23 protein-coding genes are annotated in these 23,449 nt (G+C 61.5%); 7 read left to right on the top strand and 16 right to left on the bottom strand.

Going from position 1 to position 23,449, the window contains the following annotated elements; genetic code table 11:
• Positions 1–26: 26 nt before the first annotated feature.
• Positions 27–1,070, bottom strand: a complete 1,044-nt coding sequence (locus SKTS_RS18015; protein ID WP_173068390.1) for a rod shape-determining protein — start codon at positions 1,068–1,070, stop codon at positions 27–29.
• Positions 1,071–1,166: 96 nt separating this feature from the next.
• On the opposite strand from SKTS_RS18015, the gene gatC reads away from it, so the two are divergent.
• From gatC to gatB, 3 genes are all read left to right on the top strand, one after another.
• Positions 1,167–1,454, top strand: a complete 288-nt coding sequence (gene gatC, locus SKTS_RS18010; RefSeq protein WP_173068387.1) for an Asp-tRNA(Asn)/Glu-tRNA(Gln) amidotransferase subunit GatC — start codon at positions 1,167–1,169, stop codon at positions 1,452–1,454.
• A complete protein-coding gene (gatA, locus tag SKTS_RS18005; RefSeq protein ID WP_173068384.1) occupies positions 1,454–2,911 on the top strand; it encodes an Asp-tRNA(Asn)/Glu-tRNA(Gln) amidotransferase subunit GatA in 1,458 nt (485 codons plus the stop codon). Before gatC ends, gatA begins: the two co-directional genes overlap by 1 nt.
• 76 nt (positions 2,912–2,987) lie before the next feature.
• Entirely contained in the window at positions 2,988–4,424 is a 1,437-nt protein-coding gene (gatB, locus tag SKTS_RS18000) for an Asp-tRNA(Asn)/Glu-tRNA(Gln) amidotransferase subunit GatB (protein WP_173068381.1), read from the top strand.
• A 70-nt stretch (positions 4,425–4,494) separates the two neighbouring features.
• Here gatB and SKTS_RS17995 read toward each other — a convergent pair whose 3' ends face one another.
• Together SKTS_RS17995 and pyrE are read right to left on the bottom strand one after the other, a co-directional pair.
• Complete coding sequence (locus tag SKTS_RS17995) at positions 4,495–5,157, bottom strand: DUF4124 domain-containing protein (RefSeq protein WP_173068379.1); 663 nt, start codon at positions 5,155–5,157, stop codon at positions 4,495–4,497.
• Between the two features lie 10 nt (positions 5,158–5,167).
• Positions 5,168–5,809 (bottom strand): orotate phosphoribosyltransferase, encoded by a 642-nt coding sequence (gene pyrE / locus SKTS_RS17990; RefSeq protein WP_173068376.1) that lies wholly within the window; start codon positions 5,807–5,809, stop codon positions 5,168–5,170.
• A gap of 25 nt (positions 5,810–5,834) precedes the next feature.
• Here pyrE and SKTS_RS17985 point away from each other — a divergent pair, with 25 nt between their 5' ends.
• Positions 5,835–6,614, top strand: a complete 780-nt coding sequence (locus tag SKTS_RS17985; RefSeq protein WP_198420397.1) for an exodeoxyribonuclease III — start codon at positions 5,835–5,837, stop codon at positions 6,612–6,614.
• 15 nt (positions 6,615–6,629) lie between these two features.
• On the opposite strand, the gene SKTS_RS17980 is transcribed toward SKTS_RS17985, so the two are convergent.
• Both SKTS_RS17980 and SKTS_RS17975 read right to left on the bottom strand, forming a co-directional pair.
• Positions 6,630–9,533, bottom strand: coding sequence for a bifunctional diguanylate cyclase/phosphodiesterase (locus SKTS_RS17980; protein WP_198420396.1), 2,904 nt, complete (start codon positions 9,531–9,533; stop codon positions 6,630–6,632).
• A 61-nt stretch (positions 9,534–9,594) separates the two neighbouring features.
• Positions 9,595–10,830, bottom strand: coding sequence for an AmpG family muropeptide MFS transporter (locus SKTS_RS17975; protein ID WP_173068373.1), 1,236 nt, complete (start codon positions 10,828–10,830; stop codon positions 9,595–9,597).
• A 219-nt stretch (positions 10,831–11,049) separates the two neighbouring features.
• Between SKTS_RS17975 and SKTS_RS17970 the strand changes: the two genes are divergently transcribed.
• Positions 11,050–11,724 (top strand): sulfite exporter TauE/SafE family protein, encoded by a 675-nt coding sequence (locus SKTS_RS17970; protein WP_173069424.1) that lies wholly within the window; start codon positions 11,050–11,052, stop codon positions 11,722–11,724.
• On the opposite strand, the gene SKTS_RS17965 is transcribed toward SKTS_RS17970, so the two are convergent.
• From SKTS_RS17965 to gshB, 9 genes are all read right to left on the bottom strand, one after another.
• Positions 11,719–12,090 (bottom strand): response regulator, encoded by a 372-nt coding sequence (locus tag SKTS_RS17965; protein ID WP_173068370.1) that lies wholly within the window; start codon positions 12,088–12,090, stop codon positions 11,719–11,721. The two genes, SKTS_RS17970 and SKTS_RS17965, sit on opposite strands and share 6 nt — an antisense overlap.
• A 5-nt stretch (positions 12,091–12,095) precedes the next feature.
• Complete coding sequence (locus SKTS_RS17960) at positions 12,096–13,280, bottom strand: sensor histidine kinase (protein ID WP_173068367.1); 1,185 nt, start codon at positions 13,278–13,280, stop codon at positions 12,096–12,098.
• A 151-nt stretch (positions 13,281–13,431) separates the two neighbouring features.
• A complete protein-coding gene (metW, locus tag SKTS_RS17955; protein WP_173068364.1) occupies positions 13,432–14,031 on the bottom strand; it encodes a methionine biosynthesis protein MetW in 600 nt (199 codons plus the stop codon).
• Positions 14,028–15,170 (bottom strand): homoserine O-succinyltransferase MetX, encoded by a 1,143-nt coding sequence (metX, locus tag SKTS_RS17950; RefSeq protein WP_173068361.1) that lies wholly within the window; start codon positions 15,168–15,170, stop codon positions 14,028–14,030. Before metX ends, metW begins: the two co-directional genes overlap by 4 nt.
• 119 nt (positions 15,171–15,289) lie before the next feature.
• Positions 15,290–17,017, bottom strand: a complete 1,728-nt coding sequence (gene ptsP, locus SKTS_RS17945; RefSeq protein ID WP_244617388.1) for a phosphoenolpyruvate--protein phosphotransferase — start codon at positions 17,015–17,017, stop codon at positions 15,290–15,292.
• A gap of 67 nt (positions 17,018–17,084) precedes the next feature.
• Positions 17,085–17,354 carry an HPr family phosphocarrier protein gene (locus SKTS_RS17940; RefSeq protein WP_173068358.1) on the bottom strand — a complete coding sequence of 90 codons (270 nt, stop codon included), beginning with the start codon at positions 17,352–17,354 and terminating at the stop codon, positions 17,085–17,087.
• Positions 17,326–17,748 carry a PTS sugar transporter subunit IIA gene (locus tag SKTS_RS17935; protein ID WP_173068355.1) on the bottom strand — a complete coding sequence of 141 codons (423 nt, stop codon included), beginning with the start codon at positions 17,746–17,748 and terminating at the stop codon, positions 17,326–17,328. Before SKTS_RS17935 ends, SKTS_RS17940 begins: the two co-directional genes overlap by 29 nt.
• Positions 17,749–17,793: 45 nt before the next feature.
• Positions 17,794–18,849 carry an FAD:protein FMN transferase gene (locus SKTS_RS17930; protein ID WP_173068352.1) on the bottom strand — a complete coding sequence of 352 codons (1,056 nt, stop codon included), beginning with the start codon at positions 18,847–18,849 and terminating at the stop codon, positions 17,794–17,796.
• A gap of 3 nt (positions 18,850–18,852) precedes the next feature.
• Positions 18,853–19,803: a glutathione synthase gene (gene gshB / locus SKTS_RS17925; protein WP_173068350.1), complete on the bottom strand. Its 951-nt coding sequence runs from the start codon at positions 19,801–19,803 to the stop codon at positions 18,853–18,855.
• A 259-nt stretch (positions 19,804–20,062) separates the two neighbouring features.
• Between gshB and SKTS_RS17920 the strand changes: the two genes are divergently transcribed.
• Positions 20,063–20,494, top strand: coding sequence for a DUF2628 domain-containing protein (locus SKTS_RS17920; protein ID WP_173068347.1), 432 nt, complete (start codon positions 20,063–20,065; stop codon positions 20,492–20,494).
• Between the two features lie 76 nt (positions 20,495–20,570).
• Entirely contained in the window at positions 20,571–20,954 is a 384-nt protein-coding gene (locus SKTS_RS17915; RefSeq protein ID WP_173068344.1) for a hypothetical protein, read from the top strand.
• A 143-nt stretch (positions 20,955–21,097) separates the two neighbouring features.
• Here SKTS_RS17915 and SKTS_RS17910 read toward each other — a convergent pair whose 3' ends face one another.
• Positions 21,098–22,126 (bottom strand): hypothetical protein, encoded by a 1,029-nt coding sequence (locus SKTS_RS17910; protein ID WP_173068341.1) that lies wholly within the window; start codon positions 22,124–22,126, stop codon positions 21,098–21,100.
• A 32-nt stretch (positions 22,127–22,158) separates the two neighbouring features.
• A complete protein-coding gene (gshA, locus tag SKTS_RS17905) occupies positions 22,159–23,430 on the bottom strand; it encodes a glutamate--cysteine ligase (protein WP_173068338.1) in 1,272 nt (423 codons plus the stop codon).
• Positions 23,431–23,449: the final 19 nt, after the last annotated feature.

Raw genomic sequence — 23,449 nt, 5'->3', positions numbered from 1 at the left:
ACAGACCGCTGATGGCTGACAGCTACTTAGTCATTCGTGAATACGGTGCCGAGCTTGTCCATTTCTTCCAGCGCCCGACCGGAACCGCGCACTACGCAGGTGAGCGGATCTTCCGCGACCACTACCGGCAGGCCGGTTTCTTCCATCAGCAGGCGGTCGAGATCGCGCAGCAGCGCGCCGCCGCCGGTGAGGACCATGCCCTTCTCGGCGATGTCCGCGCCCAGTTCGGGCGGCGTTTGTTCAAGCGCCTGTTTGACTGCGCTGACGATGGCGTTGAGCGGGTCGGTCAGGGCTTCCAGTACTTCGTTGCTGGAAATGGTGAAGCTGCGCGGGATGCCCTCGGCCAGATTGCGTCCCTTGACTTCCATCTCGAGCACTTCGGATGCCGGGAATGCGGAACCGATCTTTTTCTTGATCATTTCCGCGGTGGCGTCGCCGATCAGCATGCCGTAATTGCGGCGGATGTAGTTGATGATGGCTTCGTCGAACTTGTCGCCGCCGACGCGCACGGAGGAGGCATACACCACGCCGCCGAGGGAAATCACGCCCACTTCGGTGGTGCCGCCGCCGATGTCCACGACCATCGAGCCGGTGGCCTCTGCCACGGGCAGGTCGGCGCCGATCGCTGCCGCCATCGGTTCCTCGATCAGGTACACCTGCCGGGCGCCGGCGCCGATCGCGGATTCGCGGATGGCGCGTCGTTCCACCTGGGTGGATCCGCAAGGCACGCAGATGATGATGCGCGGGCTGGGCGAGAGCATGCGCGAGTCGTGGATTTTCTTGATGAAATACTTGAGCATCTGCTCGGTGATGGTGAAGTCGGCGATCACGCCGTCCTTCATCGGGCGGATGGCGGTGATGGAACCGGGCGTGCGCCCGATCATCAGCTTGGCTTCGGCGCCGACCGCCTGGATGGTTTTCTTGCCGGAGGGACCGCCTTCCTGGCGGATCGCCACCACGGACGGCTCGTCCAGCACGATGCCTTTGCCGCGCACGTAAATCAGGGTATTGGCGGTACCCAAGTCAATTGCCAGATCAGTAGAAAAATAGCCGCGTAGGAATCCAAACATACTTGTGTCTCGGGGGTCTTTTAGAGGTGTTCGATAAAATGAATTATAATAACCTAATTAAGCAGGTTTTAATAAGTTATACCCGAGGTGAATTTTATGTCATTGACGCTGGACGATGTAAAACGCATCGCTCATCTGGCCCGCATCGAGGTGGGCGAGAGCGAGGCGCAAGGCTATCTCACGCAGCTTTCCAGCATTCTGGGGCTGGTGGAGGAAATGCAGGCGGTGAATACGGACGGCATCGAACCGATGGCGCACGCTCAGGACGTGGTGCTGCGCCTGCGCGAGGATGTCGTGAGCGAAGCCAACCGCCGCGAGGCCTACCAGGCCGTGGCGCCGCAGGTCGAAGCGGGCCTGTATCTTGTTCCCAAGGTTATTGAATAATGTTAAACGCCAGTCTCAAGGAACTCTCCAGCCTGCTGGCGGAGAAAAAAATCTCCAGCGTCGAGCTGACGCAGACTTTCCTGCAGCGTATCGACGCGCTCAACCCCACGCTCAACGCCTTCATCACCCTGGATGCGGAAAAAAGCCTGGCTCAGGCCCGTGCCGCGGACGCGTTGATCGCGGCCGGAAATGCCACGCCGCTCTGCGGCATTCCCATCGCCCAGAAAGACATATTTTGTGCCCAGGGCTGGCTTTCCACCTGCGGCTCGAAAATGCTGTCCAATTTCGTGTCACCTTACAACGCGCACGTGATCGAACAGTTCGACCGCGCCGGCGCGGTGAATCTGGGCAAGACCAACATGGACGAGTTCGCCATGGGGTCAAGCAACGAAACCTCGTTCTTCGGCCAGGTGAAAAATCCCTGGAATGTGAGCGTCGTCCCCGGCGGCAGCTCCGGCGGTTCCGCCGCAGCCGTGGCGGCCCGCCTGGCGCCGGCCGCGACCGGCACCGACACCGGCGGCTCGATCCGCCAGCCCGCAGCGCTGACCGGCATCACCGGCATCAAGCCGACTTACGGCACGGTGTCGCGCTACGGCATGATCGCCTTCGCCTCGTCGCTCGACCAGGGCGGCCCGATGGCGAAAAGTGCCGAGGATTGCGCCCTGTTGCTCAATGTCATGGCCGGCTTCGACAGCCGCGATTCCACCAGCCTGGAGCGCGACAAGGAGGATTACGCGCGCGACCTGAATCGGCCACTCAAGGGTCTGAGAATCGGCCTGCCCCGGGAATACTTCGCCGAAGGTCTGTCCGCCGACGTGGCCCGGGCGGTGGAAGCCGCGCTCGCCGAATATCGCCGGCTCGGTGCGGAAACCGTCGAAATCAGCCTGCCCAACACGCGCCTCTCCATCCCGGTGTACTACGTGCTGGCACCGGCGGAGGCCAGTTCCAACCTGGCCCGTTACGACGGCGTGCGCTACGGCTACCGCGCCCCGGAATACGGCGACCTTGCGGACATGTACCAGAAAACACGCGCTCAGGGCTTCGGCACGGAAGTGAAGCGGCGCATCATGATCGGCACTTACGTGCTGTCCGCCGGCTACTACGACGCCTATTACATCAAGGCGCAAAAATTGCGCCGCCTGATCGCCCAGGATTTCGAACAGGCGTTCAGGCAATGCGACGTGATCATGGGCCCGACCGCGCCGACCACCGCCTTCAAGCTGGGCGAAAAGAGCGATGACCCGGTCTCGATGTATTTGTCCGACATCTACACCATCGCGGTCAACCTGGCCGGCCTGCCGGGCATGTCCGTGCCCTGCGGATTCGGTGACAACGGCCTGCCGGTTGGCTTGCAGATCGTCGGCAACTACTTCGCCGAGGCGAAAATGCTGAACGTGGCGCACCAGTACCAGCTGGCGACGGATTGGCATGTGCGGCTGCCGCCGCTGTGTGAATAGTGAACAGTGAGCGGTGAGCGGTAAGCGGTGGCTCGGCTCACTGCTTACCGCTCACTGCTCCCCAAGGAGTTTCAAAATGCAATGGGAAGTCGTGATCGGGCTGGAAACGCACGCCCAACTCAACACCGTGACCAAGATTTTCTCCGGGGCGGCCACCGCTTATGGCGCCGAACCTAACACCCAGGCCTGCGCGGTGGATATCGCCCTGCCCGGCGTGTTGCCGGTATTCAATCGTGCGGCGGCGGAAAAGGCGGTCAAGTTCGGCCTGGCAGTCGGCGCGCGCATTAATCGCAAATCGGTGTTCGAGCGCAAAAACTACTTTTACCCGGATCTGCCCAAAGGCTACCAGACCACCCAGCTCGAGCTGCCCATCGTGGCCGAGGGCGGCACGCTGCGTATCCAGATGGGCGATTATGAGAAGGATATCCGCATTACCCGCGCCCACATGGAAGAAGACGCCGGAAAATCCCTGCACGAGGATTTCCACGGCATGAGCGGCATCGACCTCAACCGTGCCGGCACGCCGCTGATCGAGATCGTCACCGAGCCGGACATCCGCAGCGCGCAGGAGGCGGTGGCCTATGCCAAGGCGCTGCATTCGCTGGTGCGCTGGATCGGCATCTGCGACGGCAACATGCAGGAAGGCTCGTTCCGCTGCGATGCCAACGTCTCGGTGCGCCCGCTGGGGGTGGAGACGCTCGGCACGCGCTGCGAGATCAAGAACCTCAACTCGTTCAAGTTCATGGAAAAGGCGATCGAGTTCGAGGTGCAGCGCCAGATCGAGATCATCGAGGACGGCGGCAGGATCGTGCAGGAAACCCGGCTCTACGATTCGGAGCGCAACGAGACGCGTTCCATGCGCTCCAAGGAAGAGGCCAATGACTACCGCTATTTCCCCGACCCCGACCTGCTGCCGCTGGCGGTGAGCGACGCCTATATCGAGCAGGTGCGCACTGCGCTGCCCGAATTGCCCCAGGCCAAGCGCGAACGCTTCATGTCGCAATTCGGACTGCCGGCCTATGACGCCGGCGCGCTTACCGCTGCGCGCGAGCTGGCCGATTATTTCGAGGCCACGGTGGCGGCGTTGGGCGGAGATGCGAAACTCGTGGCCAACTGGCTGATGGGCGACCTGTCCGCCGCGCTCAACAAAAACGACCTCGACATCGGCGCCAGCCCGGTTTCCAGCACCCAGCTTGCCGGCCTGCTCAAGCGCGTCCAGGACAGCACTATTTCCGGCAAGATCGCCAAGGAAGTCTTCGAGGCGATGTGGAACGGCGAGGGTGACGCCGACGCGATCATCGAAGCCAGGGGTCTGAAGCAGATTTCCGATAGCGGCGCGATCGAAAAAATCATCGACGACATCATCGCCGCCAACCCGGCGCAGGTGGCCGAATACCGCAGCGGCAAGGAAAAGATGTTCGGCTTCTTCGTCGGTCAGGCGATGAAAGCCAGCAAGGGCAAGGCCAACCCGGCTCAGCTCAACGACATCATGAAGAAGAAGCTGGCCGGCTGAACGGTGCCACGACGTTTCGCATTCCGGAAACGAAAAACGGGGGCCGCAGCCCCCGTTTTTTTATGGCCCCTTATTTTGTGGTTTTGACCGGAGCCTGCGGCGCCGCTGCGGCCGGTTGTTCGGGCGGGTAACCTTTCAGCTCGCGGAAGCGTCTCTTGTCTTCTTCGAAGCGCGCCTGGATATCCTTATATTCCTCGCGCCATTTCGCCACGGTTTCGCTGGAAGTCCTGAATTCATTTTCCGCGCGCTTGAGCTCCTCGTTCAGGTAGGCGGGAACCGGCTTTTTGATTTTGGCGAAACCTTCGGCCTGCTTGCGCAGTTCTGCGGCGCGGTCTTGCGCCGATTTGGCGCGCATCTGGCTGCCGTCGATCTGGGTCTGCGCGGCTTGCAGGTTGCGGTCGCGCGACAGGTTGATTTCCTTTTCGCTGGCGTAGGTGTCCAGCAAAGCCTTGTCACGGCGCTTCTGTTCCTTGGCTTTTTCCTCGTCCAGTTTCTGCTGCGCCGCCTCGCCTTCCCGGGCTTTGCGTTCTTCCTCGGTGAGATAGCGGGTCTTCTTTTTCTCCATGCCCTCGCGCGACAGCTCGCTGCTGCTGCGGCATTTGTCCAGCACGTCGGCGGGGATGGCATCGCCGTAGTAGACGCGTCCCTTGTCGTCGACGCATTTTTTCAGGGGCGCTGCATGGGCCATGCCGGCACAGAGGGTGGCGGCGATCAGAAGAGTCAGTTTTTTCACGAATTCGTCCTTATTTAACACCATATTGTTCGCGGTAGGCGGCAACTGCCGCACCGTTTGCGGCCATTCCGGGGTGGCTTTGCAGATAGCCGATCAGGCTGTCCAGGTCGCTGATACTGATAACGGGCATGCCGTAGTTCTGGCTGACTTCCTGCACCGCCGAGAGCGTTCCGCTGCCGCGTTCCATGCGGTCGATGGCGATCGCCACGCCGCAGGGTTGCGCGCCGTGCTGACGGATCAGCTCGACCGATTCGCGCACCGAGGTTCCGGCGGAAATCACGTCGTCGACGATCAGTACCCGGCCCTGCAACGGTGCGCCGATCAGCGAGCCGCCTTCGCCGTGGTCCTTGGCTTCCTTGCGGTTGAAGCAGAAAGGCACGTTGCGCCCCTGCTCGGCCAGCGCGATGGCGATCGCCGCCACCAAAGGAATGCCCTTGTAGGCCGGGCCGAACAGCATGTCGAACTGAACACCGGCAGCGACAATGGCTTTGGCGTAAAATTGCCCGAGTTTTTGCAGGGCCACGCCGTCGTTGAACAAGCCGGCGTTGAAGAAGTAGGGAGAAAGACGCCCTGCCTTGGTCTTGAATTCGCCGAAGCACAACACGTTGCGCTGAATCGCGAATTCGATGAATTCCTGTCTAAAGTCGGTCATGTTCAATCAGTTTTAAGGACGAATCTTGCGCATTATATCTGTAAATCTAAATGGCATCCGCTCCGCCGCCAGCAAAGGGTTTTTCGACTGGCTGGCCGGGCAGGACGCCGACGTGGTGTGCCTGCAGGAACTCAAGGCCCAGGCTGCCGATATGCGCCCGGAAATGCTCCAGCCGGCGGGCTTCCACGGCTGTTTCCACTATGCCGAAAAGAAGGGCTACAGCGGGGTGGGCATCTACTCGCGGCGCGAACCCGACAGGGTGGTCGAAGGGCTGGGCATCGCCGATATCGATGCCGAGGGACGCTATCTTCAGGCGGATTTCGGCAATCTGTCGGTGATCTCGCTCTACCTGCCCTCCGGTTCCAGCTCGGAAGAGCGCCAGCAGGTGAAATTCTATTTCCTCGAACGCTTCCTGCCGCACCTGCGCGAACTCAAGGCGAGCGGGCGGGAAATCATCCTGTGCGGCGACTGGAACATCGCCCACAAGGAAATCGACCTCAAGAACTGGAAATCGAACCAGAAAAACTCCGGTTTCCTGCCCGAGGAACGCGCCTGGCTGACCCATGTTTTCGACCAGGTCGGCTGGGTCGACGTGTACCGTCGCCTGCAACCCGAGGCGACCGGCGAAGCCTACACCTGGTGGTCCAACCGCGGGCAGGCCTGGGCCAAAAACGTGGGCTGGCGCATCGACTACCAGATCGCCACGCCCGGTATCGCGGAGAAGGCCGCCGCCGCCAGCGTTTACAAGGCGGAACGTTTCTCCGACCACGCCCCGCTGCTAATCGATTACGACTGGCCGAGCTGATCGCGCGCCGTGCGCTCAGGCGGGGGCGAGCGAACCTTTTTCGAGCAAGGCGGCAAACTCCGCGGCGGGGACCGGGCGGCTGAACAGGTAGCCCTGGATTTCGTCACAGCCTGCATTTGCCAGGAAAGCCAACTGCGCTTCGGTTTCCACCCCTTCGGCGATGACCGAAAGCTGCAGGGCCTGCCCCAGTTGAATGACAGCTTTAACGATGGCCGCATCGCCCGCGTCCGTGACCAGGTCGCGCACGAATGACTGGTCGATCTTGAGCTTGTCCACCGCCAGGCGTTTGAGGTAGGACAGGCTGGAATATCCGGTGCCGAAGTCGTCGATGGACAGCCTCACCCCCAATGCTTTCAGGCTGTCCAGAGTCTGCATAGTGGTCTCCACGTCCTGCAGCAGAATCGATTCGGTCAGCTCCAGCTCGAGGTGGGCCGGCGCCAGCCCTGAGCGCAGGAGCGCGGCCTTGGTCATCTCCAGCACGTTGCCGCGCTTGAATTGCAGGGCCGAGAGGTTGACCGCCATCACCACCGGATCGAGGCCGAGATCCTGCCAGGCTCGCGCCTGGCGGCAGGCTTCGTTCAGCACCCATTCGCCGATCTGGATGATATGGCCGCTGTCTTCCGCCAGCGGGATGAAACGTGCCGGAGAGACCAGCCCGTCGAGCGGGTGCTGCCAGCGCACCAAGGCTTCGGCGCCGACGATGCGGCCGCTGCCGATGTCGATCTGCGGCTGGTAGTGGAGCAGGAACTCCTGGTTTTTGACCGCGCTATGCAGCTGCCCTTGCAGCCGGATTTGCTCCAGCGCACCCTCGTTCATCTTCCGGGTAAAGAAGCGGTAGGTGTTCCGCCCGGCGCCCTTGGCGTGATAAACCGCGGTATCGGCCTTCTTGAGCAGGGTATCGAAATCCAGCCCGTCGTTGGGCATCAGGCTGATGCCGATGCTGAAGGAGGTGTTCAGCACATGCTCGCCGATACTGATCGGCTCGGCAAAGGCGTTGAGGATATTGCCGGCGATGCGCGCCACCGCGCTGAAATCGCCGATGCTGCTGAGCAGAATGGTGAACTCATCCCCGCTCTGGCGGCTGATGGTGTCGGTGTCGCGCAGGCAGTGCTGCAGCCGTTCCACCGCCTTGACCAGCAATTGGTCGCCGACATCGTGCCCGAGGCTGTCGTTGACCTGCTGGAAATTGTCCATGTCGAGGTAGAGCAGGGCCAGGCCAGACTGCTCGTGCTCGGAAATAGCCAGCGCCTGCGCGAAGCGGTCGCGCAGCAACAGGTGGTTGGGCAGGTGGGTGAGCGGATCATAATGGGCGAGAAAGCTCGCGCGTGCCTCGGCGGCTGCCCGTTCGGTTCGGGTGCGCAGCGTGACGATCCCGAAGGCGAGGTCGCCGGCGAGTTCCTCCAGGAGACGGACTTCTTCCGGGTTGAAGGCGAGCGGCGCGCGCGCATAGATGGCAAGCGCACCCAGAACCTTTCCCTCGTTTACCAGCGGCAGCGAAATGCTGGACTGGTATCCGCGCTTGATCGCGGCTTCGCGCCAGGGTGCCATCCTGGGGTTGATGAGCACGTTCTGGTTGATTTCGGTGCGTCCATTGCGGATCGAGGTGCCGGTCGGCCCCTGGCCTCGCTCGCTATCCGCCCAGGTGATGTCGACGGTGTCGAGATAGCCGTCTTCGAAGCCGAATTCCGCGATCGGGCGCACGGTCCTGGCTTCATCCTGTTCCGCATAGCCAACCCAGGCCATGAGATAGCCGCCGCGTTCTACGATCAGGCGGCAGATTTCAGCCAGCAGTTTGTGCTCGTCTTCCGCCTGCACCAGGGTCATGTTGCAGTCGCTCAGGAGGTGCAGCGCGCGTGTCATGTCTTCCGCCACGACCAGCGCGCTTGCGCGTGCTGTCACCAGCAGCCATACCACGAGCGCCAGCAACACGCTGCCAGCACTGCCCGAAAGGGCGATGATCAATGCTTTTTCGCTTTTTACCTGGGCATCGAAGGCCGGCATGGAATAGACGGTCACCGTCCAGTCGTGCCCGAACAGGCTGATGCTTTTGGTTACTTTGAATGCCGCGGCGGCTTTGTCGGCGGATTTTTCCGAGTCATACATCAATTTGTCGGGGACAGCCGCATCGCCATCGTGGATTTCCAGGTCGAAGGACTGCTTGATCTCGCCGAAATGCTGGCCCAGTATCCCTTTCATCAGGTCGTTCATGCGGAAGGGGGCATAAACCCAACCCACCAGATTGGCACGGCGCTGTTCGGGCGTTTCGATGGGCGCATGGTTGCGATAGACCGGCACATACATCAGGAAGCCGGGTTGGCTGTCTTTTTCGGTTTCCTGCAGCAATTTCACCTTGCCGGAAATGATGGTGCTGCTTTCGTCGCGTGCTTGTGCCATGGCGGCGCGGCGTGTTGGCTGGGCGAACATGTCGTAGCCGAAGGCGCGCTGGTTGCGCCAGTCGAACGGCTCGAGGAAAACGATCGGGGTATAGATGTCGCGGTCTCCCTCCGGGCGGATGTTGTACCCGGGAAAGCCTTCCTGCCGGATTTGTTCGACGTGGCGGCCTTTGTCGCCGGGCGGTACCAGCAGGGCGAACCCCACGCCCTGAATGCCGGGATATTTGCCGGCCAGTTTCAGGGCGCTGACGTATGCGCGAAACTCGCCGCGCCCCACTGGTTGCGATGCGGCGAACAGCCCGGCGGCGCCGCTCAGCACCTGTTCGTAGTTATGCATGCGCTTGTTGATGTTGCCGACGATTTCATCGACGCGGAAATTGAACTCATCCTGCCGCGACTGCCTGGCCGCGTGTCGAGTGGCATCCTGCAGCACGTAGGTCAGCGCCAGCCCGAGGCATAAAATGGCCCATGGCAGAATCCGGATTAGCGCGAGGCGCGCTCCGGTCTCGGTAGGTTGGGTGGGCATTTGTAGGGTAGGGTCAGGTGGCGATCAGGGTTACAAATCATATTGCATGCCATGGGCAATGTCACGGTTGCGGGTTTTGCTCGCCGTTCCACGGTGCCACTTTCACCAGCAACAGCATGCCGGGCAGCGCCAGCACGGTGCATAACAGGAAGAAGCTGACCCACCCCAGCTGTTCCACCAGGTAGCCGGTGGCGGAATTGAACAGGGTGCGCGGCACCGCCGCCAGGCTGGTGAACAGGGCGAACTGCGTGGCGGTATAGAGCGGGTGGGTGGCGCGGGCGATGAAGGCGACGAAGGCCGTCGTGCCCAGCCCCACGCCCAGCGCCTCGAAGCCGATCACTCCGGCGAGCAGCGGCAGGTCGTGGCCCGTTTGCGCCAGCAGGGCGAAGCCCAGGATCGCCACCGCCTGCACCACGCCGAACAGCCACAGGGCGCGATTGATGCCGAGCCTGACCATCCACAGCCCGCCCAGCAGCCCGCCGATGATGGCGGGCCACAGCCCGGCGTTCTTGGCGATCAGGCCGATCTCCGTCTTGCTGAAGCCCATGTCGAGGTAGAACGGCGTGGCCAGCGCCGTGGCCATGCTGTCGCCCAGCTTGTAAAAGAAAATGAAGGACAGCACCAGCAACGCCTGCCGCCAGCCCGAGCGGGTGATGAATTCGTGGAAGGGTTCCACTATGGCCTCGCGCAGGGTGCGCGGAGAGCCCTTGGCGCGCTCGGGTTCGCCGGACATCAGGGTCATGGCGACGCCGGGCAGCATGAACAGGGCGGTGATCCAGAACACGCTGCTCCACGGCAGGTGGTCGGCCAGGATCAGCGACAGCGAGCCGGGCACCAGGCCGGCGATGCGATAGGCGTTGACGTGGATGGCGTTGCCCAGGCCCAGTTCTACATCCAGCAGGATTTCGCGCCGGAAGGCGTCGAGCACGATGTCCTGCGACGCGGAGAAGAAAGCGACCGCTGCTGCCAGGTAGGCGATGCTCCATAAATCCAGCTGGGGGTCGAACCAGCCGAAGAGCGGCAGGGACAGCAGCAGGGCGAGCTGGGTCGCCAGCATCCAGCCGCGGCGGCGCCCCAGATGCGGGAAGGCGAAGCGGTCCATGAGCGGCGACCAGATGAATTTCCAGGTGAAAGGCAGCTGGATCAGTGCGAACAGACCGATGGCCTTGAGGTCCACCTGCTCGGAACGTAACCAGGCCGGCAGCAGGCTGATGAGAATGTAGAGCGGCAGGCCGGAACTGAAGCCGGTGAAAATGCAGATCAGCATGCGCCGGTTGAAAATGACTTCGCGCAACATTTTTTTATCCTAAAAATGGCAATTAGCCACAGAGGACACAGAGATCACAGAGAAAAACAAAGGGTTGAATTTGGCCGTTACCAAGCGTGAATGGACAGGGAAAGGGTGCTCCACCCCTTCTCTGTGCTCTCTGTGATCTCTGTGGCCTAAAGCTTATCGGGTGACGCGCCAAAGCCCGCTACCTTACCGGAAACAGGGTGCTGTGTCACAATGGCGCCCATGTTGGAACAGAGTCTTTTCGCGGTATTTCTCGTCGGCCTGCTGGGCGGCACCCATTGCGTCGGCATGTGCGGCGGCATCGTGGCCGCGATTTCCCTGCAGTTGCCGGGGCAGGGGACGCGCTTCAGCTATCACTTCGCCTACAACGCCGGACGCATCCTGAGCTACGCCATCGCCGGCGCCATCGCCGGCGCGGTGGGCGCCAGTACCTTGCTGCTCAAGGGCTTCTGGCCGGTGCAACAGGGTTTGTACGTCGTCGCCAACCTGATGCTGGTGGCGCTGGGGCTTTATCTCGCCGGCGTCTGGCAGGCGGTGACCCAGATCGAACGCCTCGGTGTACGGTTGTGGCGGCGCCTGCAGCCATTCTCGAAACGTTTTCTGCCGGTGCGCCGCCCGGCCCAGGCTTTCGCGCTCGGCGCGCTGTGGGGCTGGCTGCCGTGCGGACTGGTGTACAGCGTGCTGATTTCCGCGCTGGCAAGCGGCAGCGCTTATTCGGGCGCGGCGACCATGCTGGCCTTCGGACTCGGCACCTTGCCCAACCTCATCGCCATGGGCCTGTTTGCCCAGCAATTGCAGGTATTGACGAAAAACATCTGGGTGCGCCGCATGGCCGGCTTGCTGGTGGCGGGATTCGGCGCCTGGGGGTTGGCGCGGGTGGCGCTGGCTTCGTTATAACGGCGCCTCGGCCAACACCCGGCTCAGATCACTCCACCCCATTGGTTTGGTCAGAAAATTATCGCAGCCGGATTCCAGCGCGCATTCCCTGGTTTTTGCGTCGCTATAGCCTGTTAAGGCCACCAAATAGAGGTCTCGTCCCTCAGGCAGTGCACGCAGTCGCTTTGCTGTTTCAAAACCATCCATGCCCTTGAGTCCGATATCCAACAGCACCACTTGTGGCTTGAACTCCAGGATCAGTTCCAGGGCTTCTTGACCCGTATAAGCGATGCGCGCATTGAAGCCTTCCAGGTCCAGCAATACGGCCATGCTATCGGCGATAGCATGATCGTCATCTACCACCAGAATCCTGATGCTGGCAGCCATTTTGCTCACGTTCCACGCGGCGAAAGCGCGCGATTGATGGGTGTGACTTTGACAGGTAACCAGATGATAAAGGTCGAACCATGACCCGGCCCGTCGCTGCGTGCTTCCACCCGTCCGCCGTGCATTTCGACCATTTGCCGCACCAGGGTGAGCCCGATGCCAAGACCTCCCTTTGCGCGATCCGCAGAGCGTTCCCCCTGCTGGAAAATATCGAATATTCTGTTCATCAGGTCTGGCGAAATGCCTTCGCCATTGTCCCGCACCTGAATCTCGAGTTCTTTCCCCTTCACACTGGCGTCGAACCAGATTGTCCCGTTATCAGGGGTGTACTTGGCCGCATTGTCCAGCAAGTTCAACAAAACCTGTGAGAGGCGAACAGGATCTGCGTCCAACCAGACGGAATCTGTGGGCAAATTAACGATGATCTGGTGTCCCTTGCACTCCACAAAAGTTCGTGCCGTTTCAAGTACCTGGTTCGCCAGGTCGGAAAATTCAACGTCTTCCTTCTTGAGGGTGATTTTGCCACGCACGATGCGGGAGACATCCAGCAGGTCATCCACGATACGAGTGAGGTGGGTCACTTGGGTCTCGATAACCCCCTGTGCCCACTTGATCCGGGGCTCGTCCAACCCCAGTCGGCCGATAATGTGGGCGGCATTGCGGATGGGCACCAGCGGGTTGCGCAATTCATGGGCGAGCATGGCGAGAAATTCGTCTTTGCGTTGATCGGCAAGTCGCAATTCCTCCTCCGCTTTTTTGTGTGCGTCCAGCAGTTCAACAAACTTGTGATAATAGCGGTGCATCGCCTCGATGGATGAGCACACCAGGATGGCGTCGAATATGAACACCGCATTCGACACCAGCATTCCCTGCTGGAAATCAAACGAGAACATCTTGTACGGCGGCCAGAACAGATAGGTAGCCAGAACCATGCCAATCAATGCGGAGAACAGCCCCGGCCAGAGTCCGCCAATCACGGCGGAAAGCGCTACCGCCGGAAAGAAGGTTACATATTGAACACCTCCTTCGAGGGGGGCAAACGCCATGCGCGCCAGGAGGGCAATCATCGTAAGTGCAAAAGCGTAAAAATACTGGCGAAAGGAGTTGCGCCGTGCCGGAATAAGAAATAGCAGGTATTTGAGAAACTTACCCCCCAGATAATTGCTGGCGGGGCTTAGGTGTGCTGGCATCGCTGTGCTCCCATTGCACGCCGGAAGACCTCCACTGGTCCCGGCTTTGACTTATATGCCAGATAATTGTGCCCGGAAAACTTGGCGACTATACCAGAAAATTTTCAGATAACTCGCTAACGGCACACATCAAAGTGTGCTCGCAATGAGCTTAGCCGCGTTCGATCCGGTACGCCGCGACGCTGCCCCTGATGTTGGGCAGGAGGCCGATCTCCCGCTCACCGTCCATCACCACCCGCTCCAGAATGCGGATGCCGTGCGTGGCGCAGAATGCCTCGAAATCCTTGAGCGTACAGAGGTGGATGTTGGGGGTGTCGTGCCACTGGTAGGGAAGATTGGGCGACACCGGCATGCGGCCCTGCAGCACCTGCACGCGGTGGCGCCAGTAGCCGAAGTTGGGGAAGGCGACGATGGCTTCCTTGCCGACGCGCAGCATTTCGGCGATCACCTGCTCGATGTGCTTCATCGCCTGCAGGGTTTGCGACAGGATCACGTGATCGAAAGATCCCGCCTCGAAGCCGGACAGGCCCGCATCCAGGTCGTTCTGGATCACGTTGAGGCCTTTTTTCACGCACGCCAGGATGTTGGCGTCCTTGATGTCGACGCCGTAGCCGTGAGCTTGGCGGCTATCCTTGAGGTATTTCAGCAGGGTGCCGTCGCCGCAGCCGAGGTCGAGCACGCGCGAGCCGGGCTTGACCCACGCCGCGATGGTGGCGAAATCGTGCCGCACTTTGGCATTTTCCATGTTCATGCCGCCTTCTCCCCCGTGATCCGCTCCATATAAGCCCGCACCAGGTTATGGTAATGCGGGTCTTCCATGAGGAAAGCGTCGTGGCCGTGGGCGGCGGTGATTTCCGCGTAGCTCACGTCGAGATTGTTATCCAGCAGCGACTTGACGATTTCGCGCGAGCGCGCGGGAGAAAAGCGCCAGTCGGTGGAGAAGGAAATCACCAGGAACCGGGCGCGGGCGGCGCGCATGGTCTCGCTCAGCGTGCTGTGGCCGTGGTGGTGGCTGGGGTCGAAATAGTCCAGCGCCTTGGTCATCAGCAGGTAGGTGTTGGCGTCGAAGCTGTCGGCGAACTTGTCGCCCTGGTAGCGCAGGTAGGACTCGATCTCGAACTCCACCTCGTAGCCGAAGTTGTAGGCGCCGGAGCGCAGCATGCGGCCGAATTTTTCGCCCATCGCGTCGTCCGACAGGTAGGTGATGTGGCCCAGCATGCGCGCGATGCGCAAGCCGCGGCGCGGCACCACGCCGTGAGCGTAATAGTCGCCGCCGTGGAAGTCCGGGTCGGTGAGGATGGCCTGGCGCGCCACGTCGTTGAAGGCGATGTTCTGGGCCGTGAGTTTGGGCGCGGCGGCGATCACCAGCGCGTGGCGCAGGCGGTCGGGGTGGTTCACGCTCCACTGCAGCACCTGCATGCCGCCCAGGCTGCCGCCGACGATGGCGGCGAACTGGTGGATGCCGAGCCGGTCGGCCAGCCGCGCCTGGGTTTCCACCCAGTCTTCCACCGAGACCACCGGGAAGCTCGCACCGAACGGCTTGCCGGTGTGGGGGTTGATGCTGGAAGGGCCGGTGGAGCCGTGGCAGCCGCCCAGGTTGTTGAGCCCGATGACGAAAAAGCGCTCCGTGTCGATCGGCTTGCCCGGCCCGATCATGTTGTCCCACCAGCCCGGGCGTTTTTCGTGCTCGGAGTGATAGCCCGCTACGTGATGGTTGCCGGACAGCGCGTGGCAAATCAGGACTGCGTTGGACTTGTCGGCGTTGAGCGTGCCGTAGGTTTCGTACACCAGCTCGTACGACGGCAGGGTTGCGCCGCTTTTCAGCGTCAGCGGAGATTCGAAGCGTGCGGTTTGCGGCGTGACGACGCCTACGGTTGTGGGCTTGGACATGATCGGGCCGATTATCGCGATTTTAGGCGGGGGCTGCAATGATTAGCTGACAGCTGTCAGCCATCAGCTGGGTTGGCTGAGTGCTGAGTGCTGATAGCTGAAGGCTGACTAGCTGACCGCTACGAATTCAAGCGCGCCAGATGCATGTGCATTCTTTCCGGTTCTTCGGTCTTGAGCATGCGGTTCACCAGCGACGGCAATTCCGGCAGGTTGGTGCGCAGGATCTGCTGCTTGACCGCCAGCAGATGGGCCGGGTGCATGGAAAACTGGCGCAGGCCGAGGCCCAGCAGCAGGCGGGTCAGCCTGACGTCGCCCGCCATTTCGCCGCACACCGAGACCGGTATGCCGGCCTTGTCCGCGCTCTTGATGGCGTAGGAGATCAGCTGCAGCACCGAAGGATGGAGCGGATCGTAGAGGTGCGCCACGCTGTCGTCGGTGCGGTCGATGGCGAGGGTGTACTGGATCAGGTCGTTGGTGCCGATGGAAAGAAAATCCAGGTGCTTGGCGAAAATGTGCGCTGCCAGCGCCGCGGCGGGGATCTCGATCATGCCGCCGAGGGGCATGTTGGCATCGTAGGGAATGTTTTCGTCGTCCAGGCTCTGCTTGGCGTGCGCGAGGAGATGGCATGCCTGGTTGAGCTCGGTAAGGGACGAGAGCATGGGGATCAGGAGCTTGATCTTGCCGTAGTGCGAGGCGCGCAGAATGGCGCGCAGCTGCGCATGGAACAGCTGCGGTTCGGCCAGGCACAGGCGGATGGCACGCAGGCCGAGGGCCGGGTTGGCGCTGGTGTTCTCGGAGCCGAACAGCTGTTTGTCCGCGCCCAGGTCCAGGGTACGGATGGTGACCGGGAAACCGTGCATTTCCTCTGCTACCTTGCGGTAGGCCAGGAATTGCTCTTCCTCGCCGGGCAGGTCGCGCCGGTTGAGGAACAGGAATTCGCTGCGGAACAGCCCGATCCCCGTGGCGCCGTTGGCTTTCACGTCGGCGATGTCTTCCGGCAACTCGATGTTGGCGTGCAGCTCCACTTCCGTGCCGTCCAGCGTGGTGGCGCGCGTGGTCTTAAGGCGCTTGAGCTTCTGTTTCTCCAGCTCCCACTGGCTCTGGCGCAGCTTGTACTCTGCCAGCACCGTCTTGTCGGGGTTGACGATGACGATGCCCTGCGAGCCGTCCACGATCACCAGCTCGCGTTCGCGGATCAGGCTGCGCGCGTGATGCAGCGCCACGATCGAGGGGATGTTGAGGCTGCGCGCAAGAATCGCGGTATGCGAAGTGGTGCCGCCGACATCGGTGACGAAAGCGGCGAACTGGTGCTGCTTGAACAGCATCATGTCTGCGGGGGACAGGTCGTGCGCCACCAGGATGCTGGTCTGGTCCGGGCTGGTGGTGCCGAGGGTGTGCAGGGTGGCGTGGCCGAGCAGGGATTTCAGCACGCGCTCGACTACCTGCACCACGTCGGCCTTGCGCTCGCGCAGGTAGTCGTCCTCGATCTGGTCGAACTGCGCCAGCAGAGTGTCCATCTGCTGCTTCAGCGCCCACTCGGCGTTGACGCGCTGGGTTTCGACCAGTTCCTTGGGAACGGTGGAAAGGGTCGGGTCGCTCAGGATCAGGATGTGCAGGTCGAGGAACGCATCGAATTCCGCCGGTGCGCTGGCGGGAATGTTGCTGCGCAGTTCCTTGAGCTCCTGCAGCGTGGCCTGAATGGCGGCGTCGAAACGGGCGATTTCTTCCGGGATCTGCGCCTTGAGCAGGCCGTACTGCGGCACGTCGAGGCCGACGTGCGAAATGAGGTGAGCATGACCGATGGCGATGCCGCCCGAGACGGCGACGCCATGCATGGTAAAGCTCACAGGGCCCCCCGCTGATGGCTGAACGCTGATGGCTGAACGCTGATAGCTGATAGCTGATAGCTAACCCTCATTCGTCTTCTCCGAACTTGCCGTTGATCAGGTCGACCATGGCCTGCATCGCCTGTTCTTCGTCCTCGCCCGTGGTTTCGATGCCGATGGTCGTTCCTTTGCTGGCGGCCAGCATCATCACGCCCATGATGCTCTTGGCGTTGACGCGCTTGTCGTTGCGGCTGAGCCAGATCTGGCTCTTGTGCTGGCTGGCGGCTTGCGTGAGTTTGGCCGAGGCGCGCGCATGCAGCCCCAGCTTGTTAATGATCTCGATATCCCGTTGCAACATTGCAGACTTCCATAGTGGTGTTGATGATGCCGTCGTGGCCCCCGGAAAGGGCTTTCTCCACCACGGTGGCAAGAGGTTCGTCGCGATAGGTGAGCGCCCGCACCAGCATCGGCAGGTTGACGCCCGCGATGCCTTCCACCCGGCCCGGTTCGAGCAGGCGGCAGGTGATGTTGGTGGGCGTGGCGCCGTAAATGTCGGTCAGGATCAGGACGCCGTCGCCCTGGTCGAGCTGCTGCACCAGTTCCCTGGCCTGGGGCAGGATCGCCACCGGGTCGTCGTGAATGGTGACGCCGAGTTGTTGCAGATTGAGCGGGCGGCTGCCCATGACGTGACTGGCGCAGTGAATCAGACTTTCGCCCAAGGCGCCGTGGGCGACGATAAGAATACCGATCATCAGGGTTCCTGGTGCTGCCGGAAAAAAGAAGGCATTTTACTCTGCTCAGGGCGATTCGTGCAGTTTCAGCCCGGTATCGAGAAAGGAAATGCGTTTTTTCATGGCCGCAGTCAGGTACACCTCGCCCTTGTCGTCGATCAGCATCGCCTCTTCCACCCCCATTTTCCTTGCCGCCTCGCGCCAGCCGTTCTTTCCCGTGATGAAGGGCGGCTTGGACGCCACATCCGATAGCACGCCCGCATTCCGGCCCTTGGGGATCAGCACCGTCACCGCCTGCACGCCCTGTGCCGGATAGCCGGTGCGCGGGTCGATGATGTGGCAGTAGCGCTTGCCGCCGAGCTCGAAGTAACGCTGGTAATCGCCCGAGGTGCCCACCGCTTCGCCGTCGTTCAATTCCAGCGTGGCGATGGCGTCGGATTTGCGCGGGTGCCGGATGCCCACCTGCCAGGGCCGGTCGCCGTGCCTGCCCAGGGCGATGATGTTGCCGCCGATGTTGACCAGGGCATTCTTTACCCCCTGCGCGCGCAGGTAATCCGCCGCCGCGTCCAGCGCATAGCCCTTGGCGTAACCGCCGAGATCCAGCCTGACCGCCGGGTTCTTGCTGTAATAATCGCCGCCCTCGAACACGATGTCCGACATTTTCGGGTTCGCCTTGACCAGCCGGGCGATTTCCGCCGGGTCGGGCTGCAGCGGCTTGAACTCGTCGTTCTGGAACCCCCAGAGCCGGATCAGGTTGCCGATGGCCGGGTTGAACAGCCCGCCGGACTGTTCGGACAGCCGGGCGGAATCCTGCAGCATGGGCGCCATGCCGGGCGGGGTCGCCGCCCTGTCCGGCGCGCGGGCGAAGGTTTCGTTCATCCGGCTCAGGGTGCTGGGCTTCCAGGCGTGGAGTTCGGCATTCAGGCGGTCGAAATCGGCCAGCACCTGCCCGGTCAGCTGCCGGGCGCGCTCGTCCTTCTCGCCGTAAATGGTGACTTCCACCAGCGTGCCGAAGACATAGCTCTGCTGCTGGTAGAGCGGCTCCTTGCCGCAGCCGGCGAGAAAAGTGGTGAGCAGCAAGCAGAGAACGGTGAGCGGAAAAAGAAAGGTTCTTCTGTTCACTGCTTACCGCTCCCCGCCCACGCTCTTCTCCAGCGCTTCCACGAACATCCCCGCCACGTTGAAGCCGCTCTGGGCGGTGATTTCCTGGAATCCGGTGGGGCTGGTGACGTTGATTTCGGTGAGGTAATCGCCGATCACGTCCAGTCCCACCAGGAACAGGCCCAGTTCCTTGAGCCGGGGCCCCAGTGCGTCGGCAATTTTCCAGTCGTTCGCCGAGAGCGGCTGGGCCACGCCCTTGCCGCCGACCGCGAGGTTGCCGCGCGTTTCGCCCGCCTTGGGGATGCGCGCCAGCGCGTACGGCACGGCTTCGCCGTCGATGATGAGGATACGCTTGTCGCCCTGCGCGATTTCGGGGATAAAACGCTGCGCCATGACGGTCCGGCTGCCCAGCTGCGTCATGGTCTCGATGATCACGTTGAGGTTCGGGTCGTGGCGCTGGATGCGGAATATGCTGCTGCCGCCCATGGCGTCCAGCGGCTTGAGGATGATGTCGCCGTGTTTGTCGATGAAGTCTCGGATCAGGTCCTGCTGGCGCGTCACCAGTGTGGGCGGCATGAACTGCGGGAACTTGGCCGTGGACAGCTTCTCGTTGAAGTCGCGCACCGCCTCGGGCCGGTTGAGGATGCGCGCGCCCTGGCTTTCCGCCAGCTCCAGCAGGTAGGTGCTGTAGATGTACTCCATGTCGAACGGCGGGTCCTTGCGCATCAGCGTCACGTCGAAATCGCTCAGCTCGCGCCAGGCCGGTTCTCCCAGCGTGTACCAGTCGAGCTCGTCGGCGACCATATCGAGTCTGCGCGCATGGGCCCTGACCTTCCCCTCGTCCAGAATCAGCTCGTGCTGCTCCATGACGTAAAGCTCGTGGCCGCGCGCCTGCGCCTCGCGCATCACGGCGTAGGTCGAATCCTTGTAGGTTTTGATGCTTTCCAGCGGGTCGAGAATGATGGCGAGTTTCAATTTACATATCCAGTGGGCTGCTCGTTCAGTCAGGCAATTCTATGCCCAAAACCGCCGCAGATAAAAAAGTTAAGCAGGACGCGCGGGTCAGAGCCTTTCCGGTTAACCGCCATTCTTTCAGGGGAAACGCTGAAATGCGCGGTCCGAAGGCGCTCGGATGCTGCTTGCATTGAAGGTGAATCCGGCGTTAAATCCGATTGACATAATTGCGCCAGGTTTCGAAGCGCAAATTCTGGTCATCCAATCATAAGGAAATACGATGCAAGCGCAAAATCCCTATGCCCCGCCTGTTGCCGATGTAGATGACGCCAATCGGGAAATTTCCGAGATCGATAGCCTCCCGGTGTCGCAAACATGGAAAGATCGCTTCAAGGTTATCGCGCGTGCCGGGGGTGCGAAGCTTCCGCACCTGAAGAGCCTGCCAGCGAGCGACAGGCGCAAGGCTGCTTTCAACGTGCTCGCATTCCTCTTCGGCCCTTTTTACTACATGGCAAAAGGGATGTGGAAAAGAGGCATGGCCCTGTTCGCGGTCTGTGTGCTCGCCGTCGTTGTCCTGAGCCTCATACTGGATTACCTCGGGTACGGTTCGCTATCCAGGTCGCTCGGCTACGGCGTAGGTGCAATTTTTGCGGTTCGCGCGAATATTGATTACTACAAGAAGATGGTTATAAAGGACACCGGCTGGTGGTGATGATGTTGGCTTTCGCCTTACTCGGCCGGGCAAGCCCTCGGGACGGGGAGGCCTCTTTCATTCGTTGGGCACTACTATGAGTTCCTGGGCTGTTCGCATCGCAGCAATGCTTATTGGGCTGTTCCTTATCTTTGCCTCGATCAAGAGCCCAGAGCAGTCTTTGGTCTTGCTTGTCGGCGCCGCATTTTTCCTCGGTCTGGCGGCGTTAAGTTTCTGGGGGCGTTCGGAGCCACATATACTTTTTGCCTTCGCTGTTGTTTTCGCCGTTCACCTAATATGGGGCCTGCTCACCGGTGAAATTTTAGAGCTAACGCGTCATGCGCCCCGGACAATTCTGCTCTCCAAGGAACCGGAAGCCTTTTGGAGTAGTGTGGTTGCATACTGCTTATTTGTGCTCGCCTTGGTAAGCGCGGCAGCCTATCTTTTTTGGCGGCAACGCCATGCCCAACCTAGCGCTTAACCTGACCTGCACGAAGAGCCATGCAGGCCGGATCTCTATGTTAGATGTCTCAATTCGTATTCACGACATCGAACGAATGGTATCTCGACGAACGCTGAGATAACCCACAAAGCATCCGATGTCTAGCCTATTGAGCCACGCGCTCACAGCCACTTGAGCGCCTCGTCGATTCTGGTTGTCATGTCCTCGTGGGCCAGCGCCTCGGCGCACGGCACGCGGGCGATCAGCATGATTCTGGCGGGCTGGCCGGCGCGCAGGATTTCGGTGAGTTCGATCGGCTGCACGGTCTCCGCGTCCGCTTTCTCGAGCAATATGTTCATGGTGTCGAGATGCAGCGACACTTGATGAATCTGGAGTAGTTTTTCCACGCTGTTCAGCACCAGCAGCAACTGGTCCATGAAATATTCCAGCGTGGGCTGATGGATGGCGGTCTGGCTCAGGCGGGTTTCCTTCTCCGTGATCTGGGCGCGGATTTCATCCAGTTCGCCGGCGCTGTATTCGATGCGGTCGCACAGGCAGGCTTTGCCGCTGTCCTGACGCAGTTTCATCCGCATGCGGGCGCGCAGCAGCGCCAGGCCCTGTTCCAGGTCCTCGCACTCCGAGCGTTGGGCGGCAATGTCGGCCAGCACTTTGTGTGCGACGAACTCCAGTGCGTAGGCTTTCAGCTTCTCGCGCAGGCCGCCGTCGCTGTCGGCGAAGGCGACGATGCGGTGGTCGGTGAAGCTGATCTGCGTCTGGGGAACGTCCCGTTGCATCATGTCGCCGCGCATCGCCATGCCCAGCACCTTGCGGACCTGCATGGTGGCGGCGATTACGACGTGGATGTTGTCTGTGGGTGGCGTTGCGGCAATGCCGTTGCGCAGCGCGGGGTCGCGGTCGAACAGCTTTGCCATGTCGGTGCTGTTCGCGAACATGGCGCGCAGCAGCGGCGTCGAATCCCATTGCCGCGCCGCGGCGTCGACCGGGCCGGCGATGTTGTCGATCACGTGATGAATGTGCTTCAGCGTGTGCCACACCGGCCTGCCGAGCTTCTCGCGGTAACCGGGAAGGAAACGCAGGCGCGGGTTGATTTCGTAGAACAGCTGCTCGATGGCCGTGTCGATCTCGGCCTGGTGCGAGCGGATGGGTTTCTGTTTCAGATAATGGCGTAAAACGCGACTGATCAGGCCCATTTTGCGTCTTTTCGCGGAGAGCCGTCAGGCGCTCACGGCCGGGTGTTTTCCAGCTCGATCGATGCCGCCAGCAGCGCCAGCCTCGCCACCACGCCGTAAGCGTAGAAGCGGTTGGGCGGGGTGTCAGGCCCGGCGGCGCAGTCGGGCAGGGTGCAGGAAGTTTCGAACGCCTGCGGCACGAACTGCATGCCGGGCGCGTTGAGGTTCTCGTCCTGGCCGCGCCCGGTGTGGACGCGGTAGAAGCCGCCCACCACGAAGTGGTCCATCATGTACACCACCGGCTCGGCCACCGCCTCGTTGATGCTCTCGAAGGTGTAGACGCCCTCCTGGATGATGACCTCGCTGACCTGCTGGCCTTCCTTGATGACCGACATCTTGTTGCGCTGCTTGCGGTTGAGGCCTTTGACCTGGGACGCGTCCTTGACCGTCATGATGCCCATGCCGTAGGTGCCGGCGTCGGCCTTGACGATGACGAAGGGGTCGTTCTTCACCCCGTATTCGAGGTATTTCTCCCGGATGTCCCCGAGCAGTTCGTCCACCTGGGTGGCCAGGCATTCCTCGCCCTGGCGCTCGCTGAAATTGATCTGGCGGCAATCGCTGAAATAGGGGTTGATGAGCCACGGGTCCATGTCGATGATGGTGGCGAATTCCGCGGCGACCTGGTCGTAGGCGCTGAAGTGATGGGTCTTGCGCCGCGTCGCCCAGCCGGCGTGCAGCGGCGGAAACACCGGCTGTTTCAGCCCTTTGAGCAGGTCCGGTATGCCGGCCGACAGATCGTTGTTGAGCAGGATGGCGCAAGGGTCGAAGCCGTCCAGCTTGAGCTTGTTGCCTTCGCGCTGGATCGGCTCCAGGGTCAGGGTCTGGCCGTCGGGCAGGTCCAGCACCGTGGGTGCGGTGATTTCCGGCAGCATGGTGCCGATGCGTACGTACAGCCCGGCGTGGCGCAGGATGCTGGCCAGCCGCGCCACATTCTGCAGGTAGAAGGTGTTGCGCGTGTGGTTTTCCGGGATGAGCAGGAAACGCTGCGCATCGGGGCAGATCTTTTCCACCGCCGACATGGCCGCTTGCACGCATAGCGGCATGAACTCGGGATTCAGGTTGTTGAACCCGCCGGGAAACAGGTTGGTGTCCACCGGCGCCAGCTTGAAGCCGGCGTTGCGCAGGTCCACCGAGGCGTAGAACGGCGCGTCGTGCTCCTGCCATTTGGCGCGGAACCATTGTTCGATACGCGGCTGGGCGTCGAGGATGTGCTGTTCGAGTGCGAGCAGCGGGCCGGTGAGGGCGGTAGTGAGGTGAGGGACCATGATTTGCCGATTGTAATGG

This window comes from Sulfurimicrobium lacus (genome assembly GCF_011764585.1).
Classification (GTDB): domain Bacteria; phylum Pseudomonadota; class Gammaproteobacteria; order Burkholderiales; family Sulfuricellaceae; genus Sulfurimicrobium; species Sulfurimicrobium lacus.
The sequence above is the reverse complement of the archived record's forward strand: the minus strand, read 5'-3'. Positions and strand labels throughout refer to the sequence as shown.

Excerpts from the sequence above, each read along its gene's own strand:
- SKTS_RS18015 (WP_173068390.1), bottom strand. The coding sequence starts at position 1,070 with ATGTTTGGATTCCTACGCGGCTATTTTTCTACTGATCTGGCAATTGAC.
- gatC (WP_173068387.1), top strand. The coding sequence starts at position 1,167 with ATGTCATTGACGCTGGACGATGTAAAACGCATCGCTCATCTGGCCCGC.
- gatA (WP_173068384.1), top strand. The coding sequence starts at position 1,454 with ATGTTAAACGCCAGTCTCAAGGAACTCTCCAGCCTGCTGGCGGAGAAA.
- gatB (WP_173068381.1), top strand. The coding sequence starts at position 2,988 with ATGCAATGGGAAGTCGTGATCGGGCTGGAAACGCACGCCCAACTCAAC.
- pyrE (WP_173068376.1), bottom strand. The coding sequence starts at position 5,809 with ATGACCGACTTTAGACAGGAATTCATCGAATTCGCGATTCAGCGCAAC.
- SKTS_RS17980 (WP_198420396.1), bottom strand. The coding sequence starts at position 9,533 with ATGCCCACCCAACCTACCGAGACCGGAGCGCGCCTCGCGCTAATCCGG.
- SKTS_RS17975 (WP_173068373.1), bottom strand. The coding sequence starts at position 10,830 with ATGTTGCGCGAAGTCATTTTCAACCGGCGCATGCTGATCTGCATTTTC.
- SKTS_RS17970 (WP_173069424.1), top strand. The coding sequence starts at position 11,050 with ATGTTGGAACAGAGTCTTTTCGCGGTATTTCTCGTCGGCCTGCTGGGC.
- SKTS_RS17965 (WP_173068370.1), bottom strand. The coding sequence starts at position 12,090 with ATGGCTGCCAGCATCAGGATTCTGGTGGTAGATGACGATCATGCTATC.
- SKTS_RS17960 (WP_173068367.1), bottom strand. The coding sequence starts at position 13,280 with ATGCCAGCACACCTAAGCCCCGCCAGCAATTATCTGGGGGGTAAGTTT.
- metW (WP_173068364.1), bottom strand. The coding sequence starts at position 14,031 with ATGAACATGGAAAATGCCAAAGTGCGGCACGATTTCGCCACCATCGCG.
- metX (WP_173068361.1), bottom strand. The coding sequence starts at position 15,170 with ATGTCCAAGCCCACAACCGTAGGCGTCGTCACGCCGCAAACCGCACGC.
- SKTS_RS17940 (WP_173068358.1), bottom strand. The coding sequence starts at position 17,354 with ATGTTGCAACGGGATATCGAGATCATTAACAAGCTGGGGCTGCATGCG.
- SKTS_RS17935 (WP_173068355.1), bottom strand. The coding sequence starts at position 17,748 with ATGATCGGTATTCTTATCGTCGCCCACGGCGCCTTGGGCGAAAGTCTG.
- SKTS_RS17920 (WP_173068347.1), top strand. The coding sequence starts at position 20,063 with ATGCAAGCGCAAAATCCCTATGCCCCGCCTGTTGCCGATGTAGATGAC.
- SKTS_RS17915 (WP_173068344.1), top strand. The coding sequence starts at position 20,571 with ATGAGTTCCTGGGCTGTTCGCATCGCAGCAATGCTTATTGGGCTGTTC.
- SKTS_RS17910 (WP_173068341.1), bottom strand. The coding sequence starts at position 22,126 with ATGGGCCTGATCAGTCGCGTTTTACGCCATTATCTGAAACAGAAACCC.
- gshA (WP_173068338.1), bottom strand. The coding sequence starts at position 23,430 with ATGGTCCCTCACCTCACTACCGCCCTCACCGGCCCGCTGCTCGCACTC.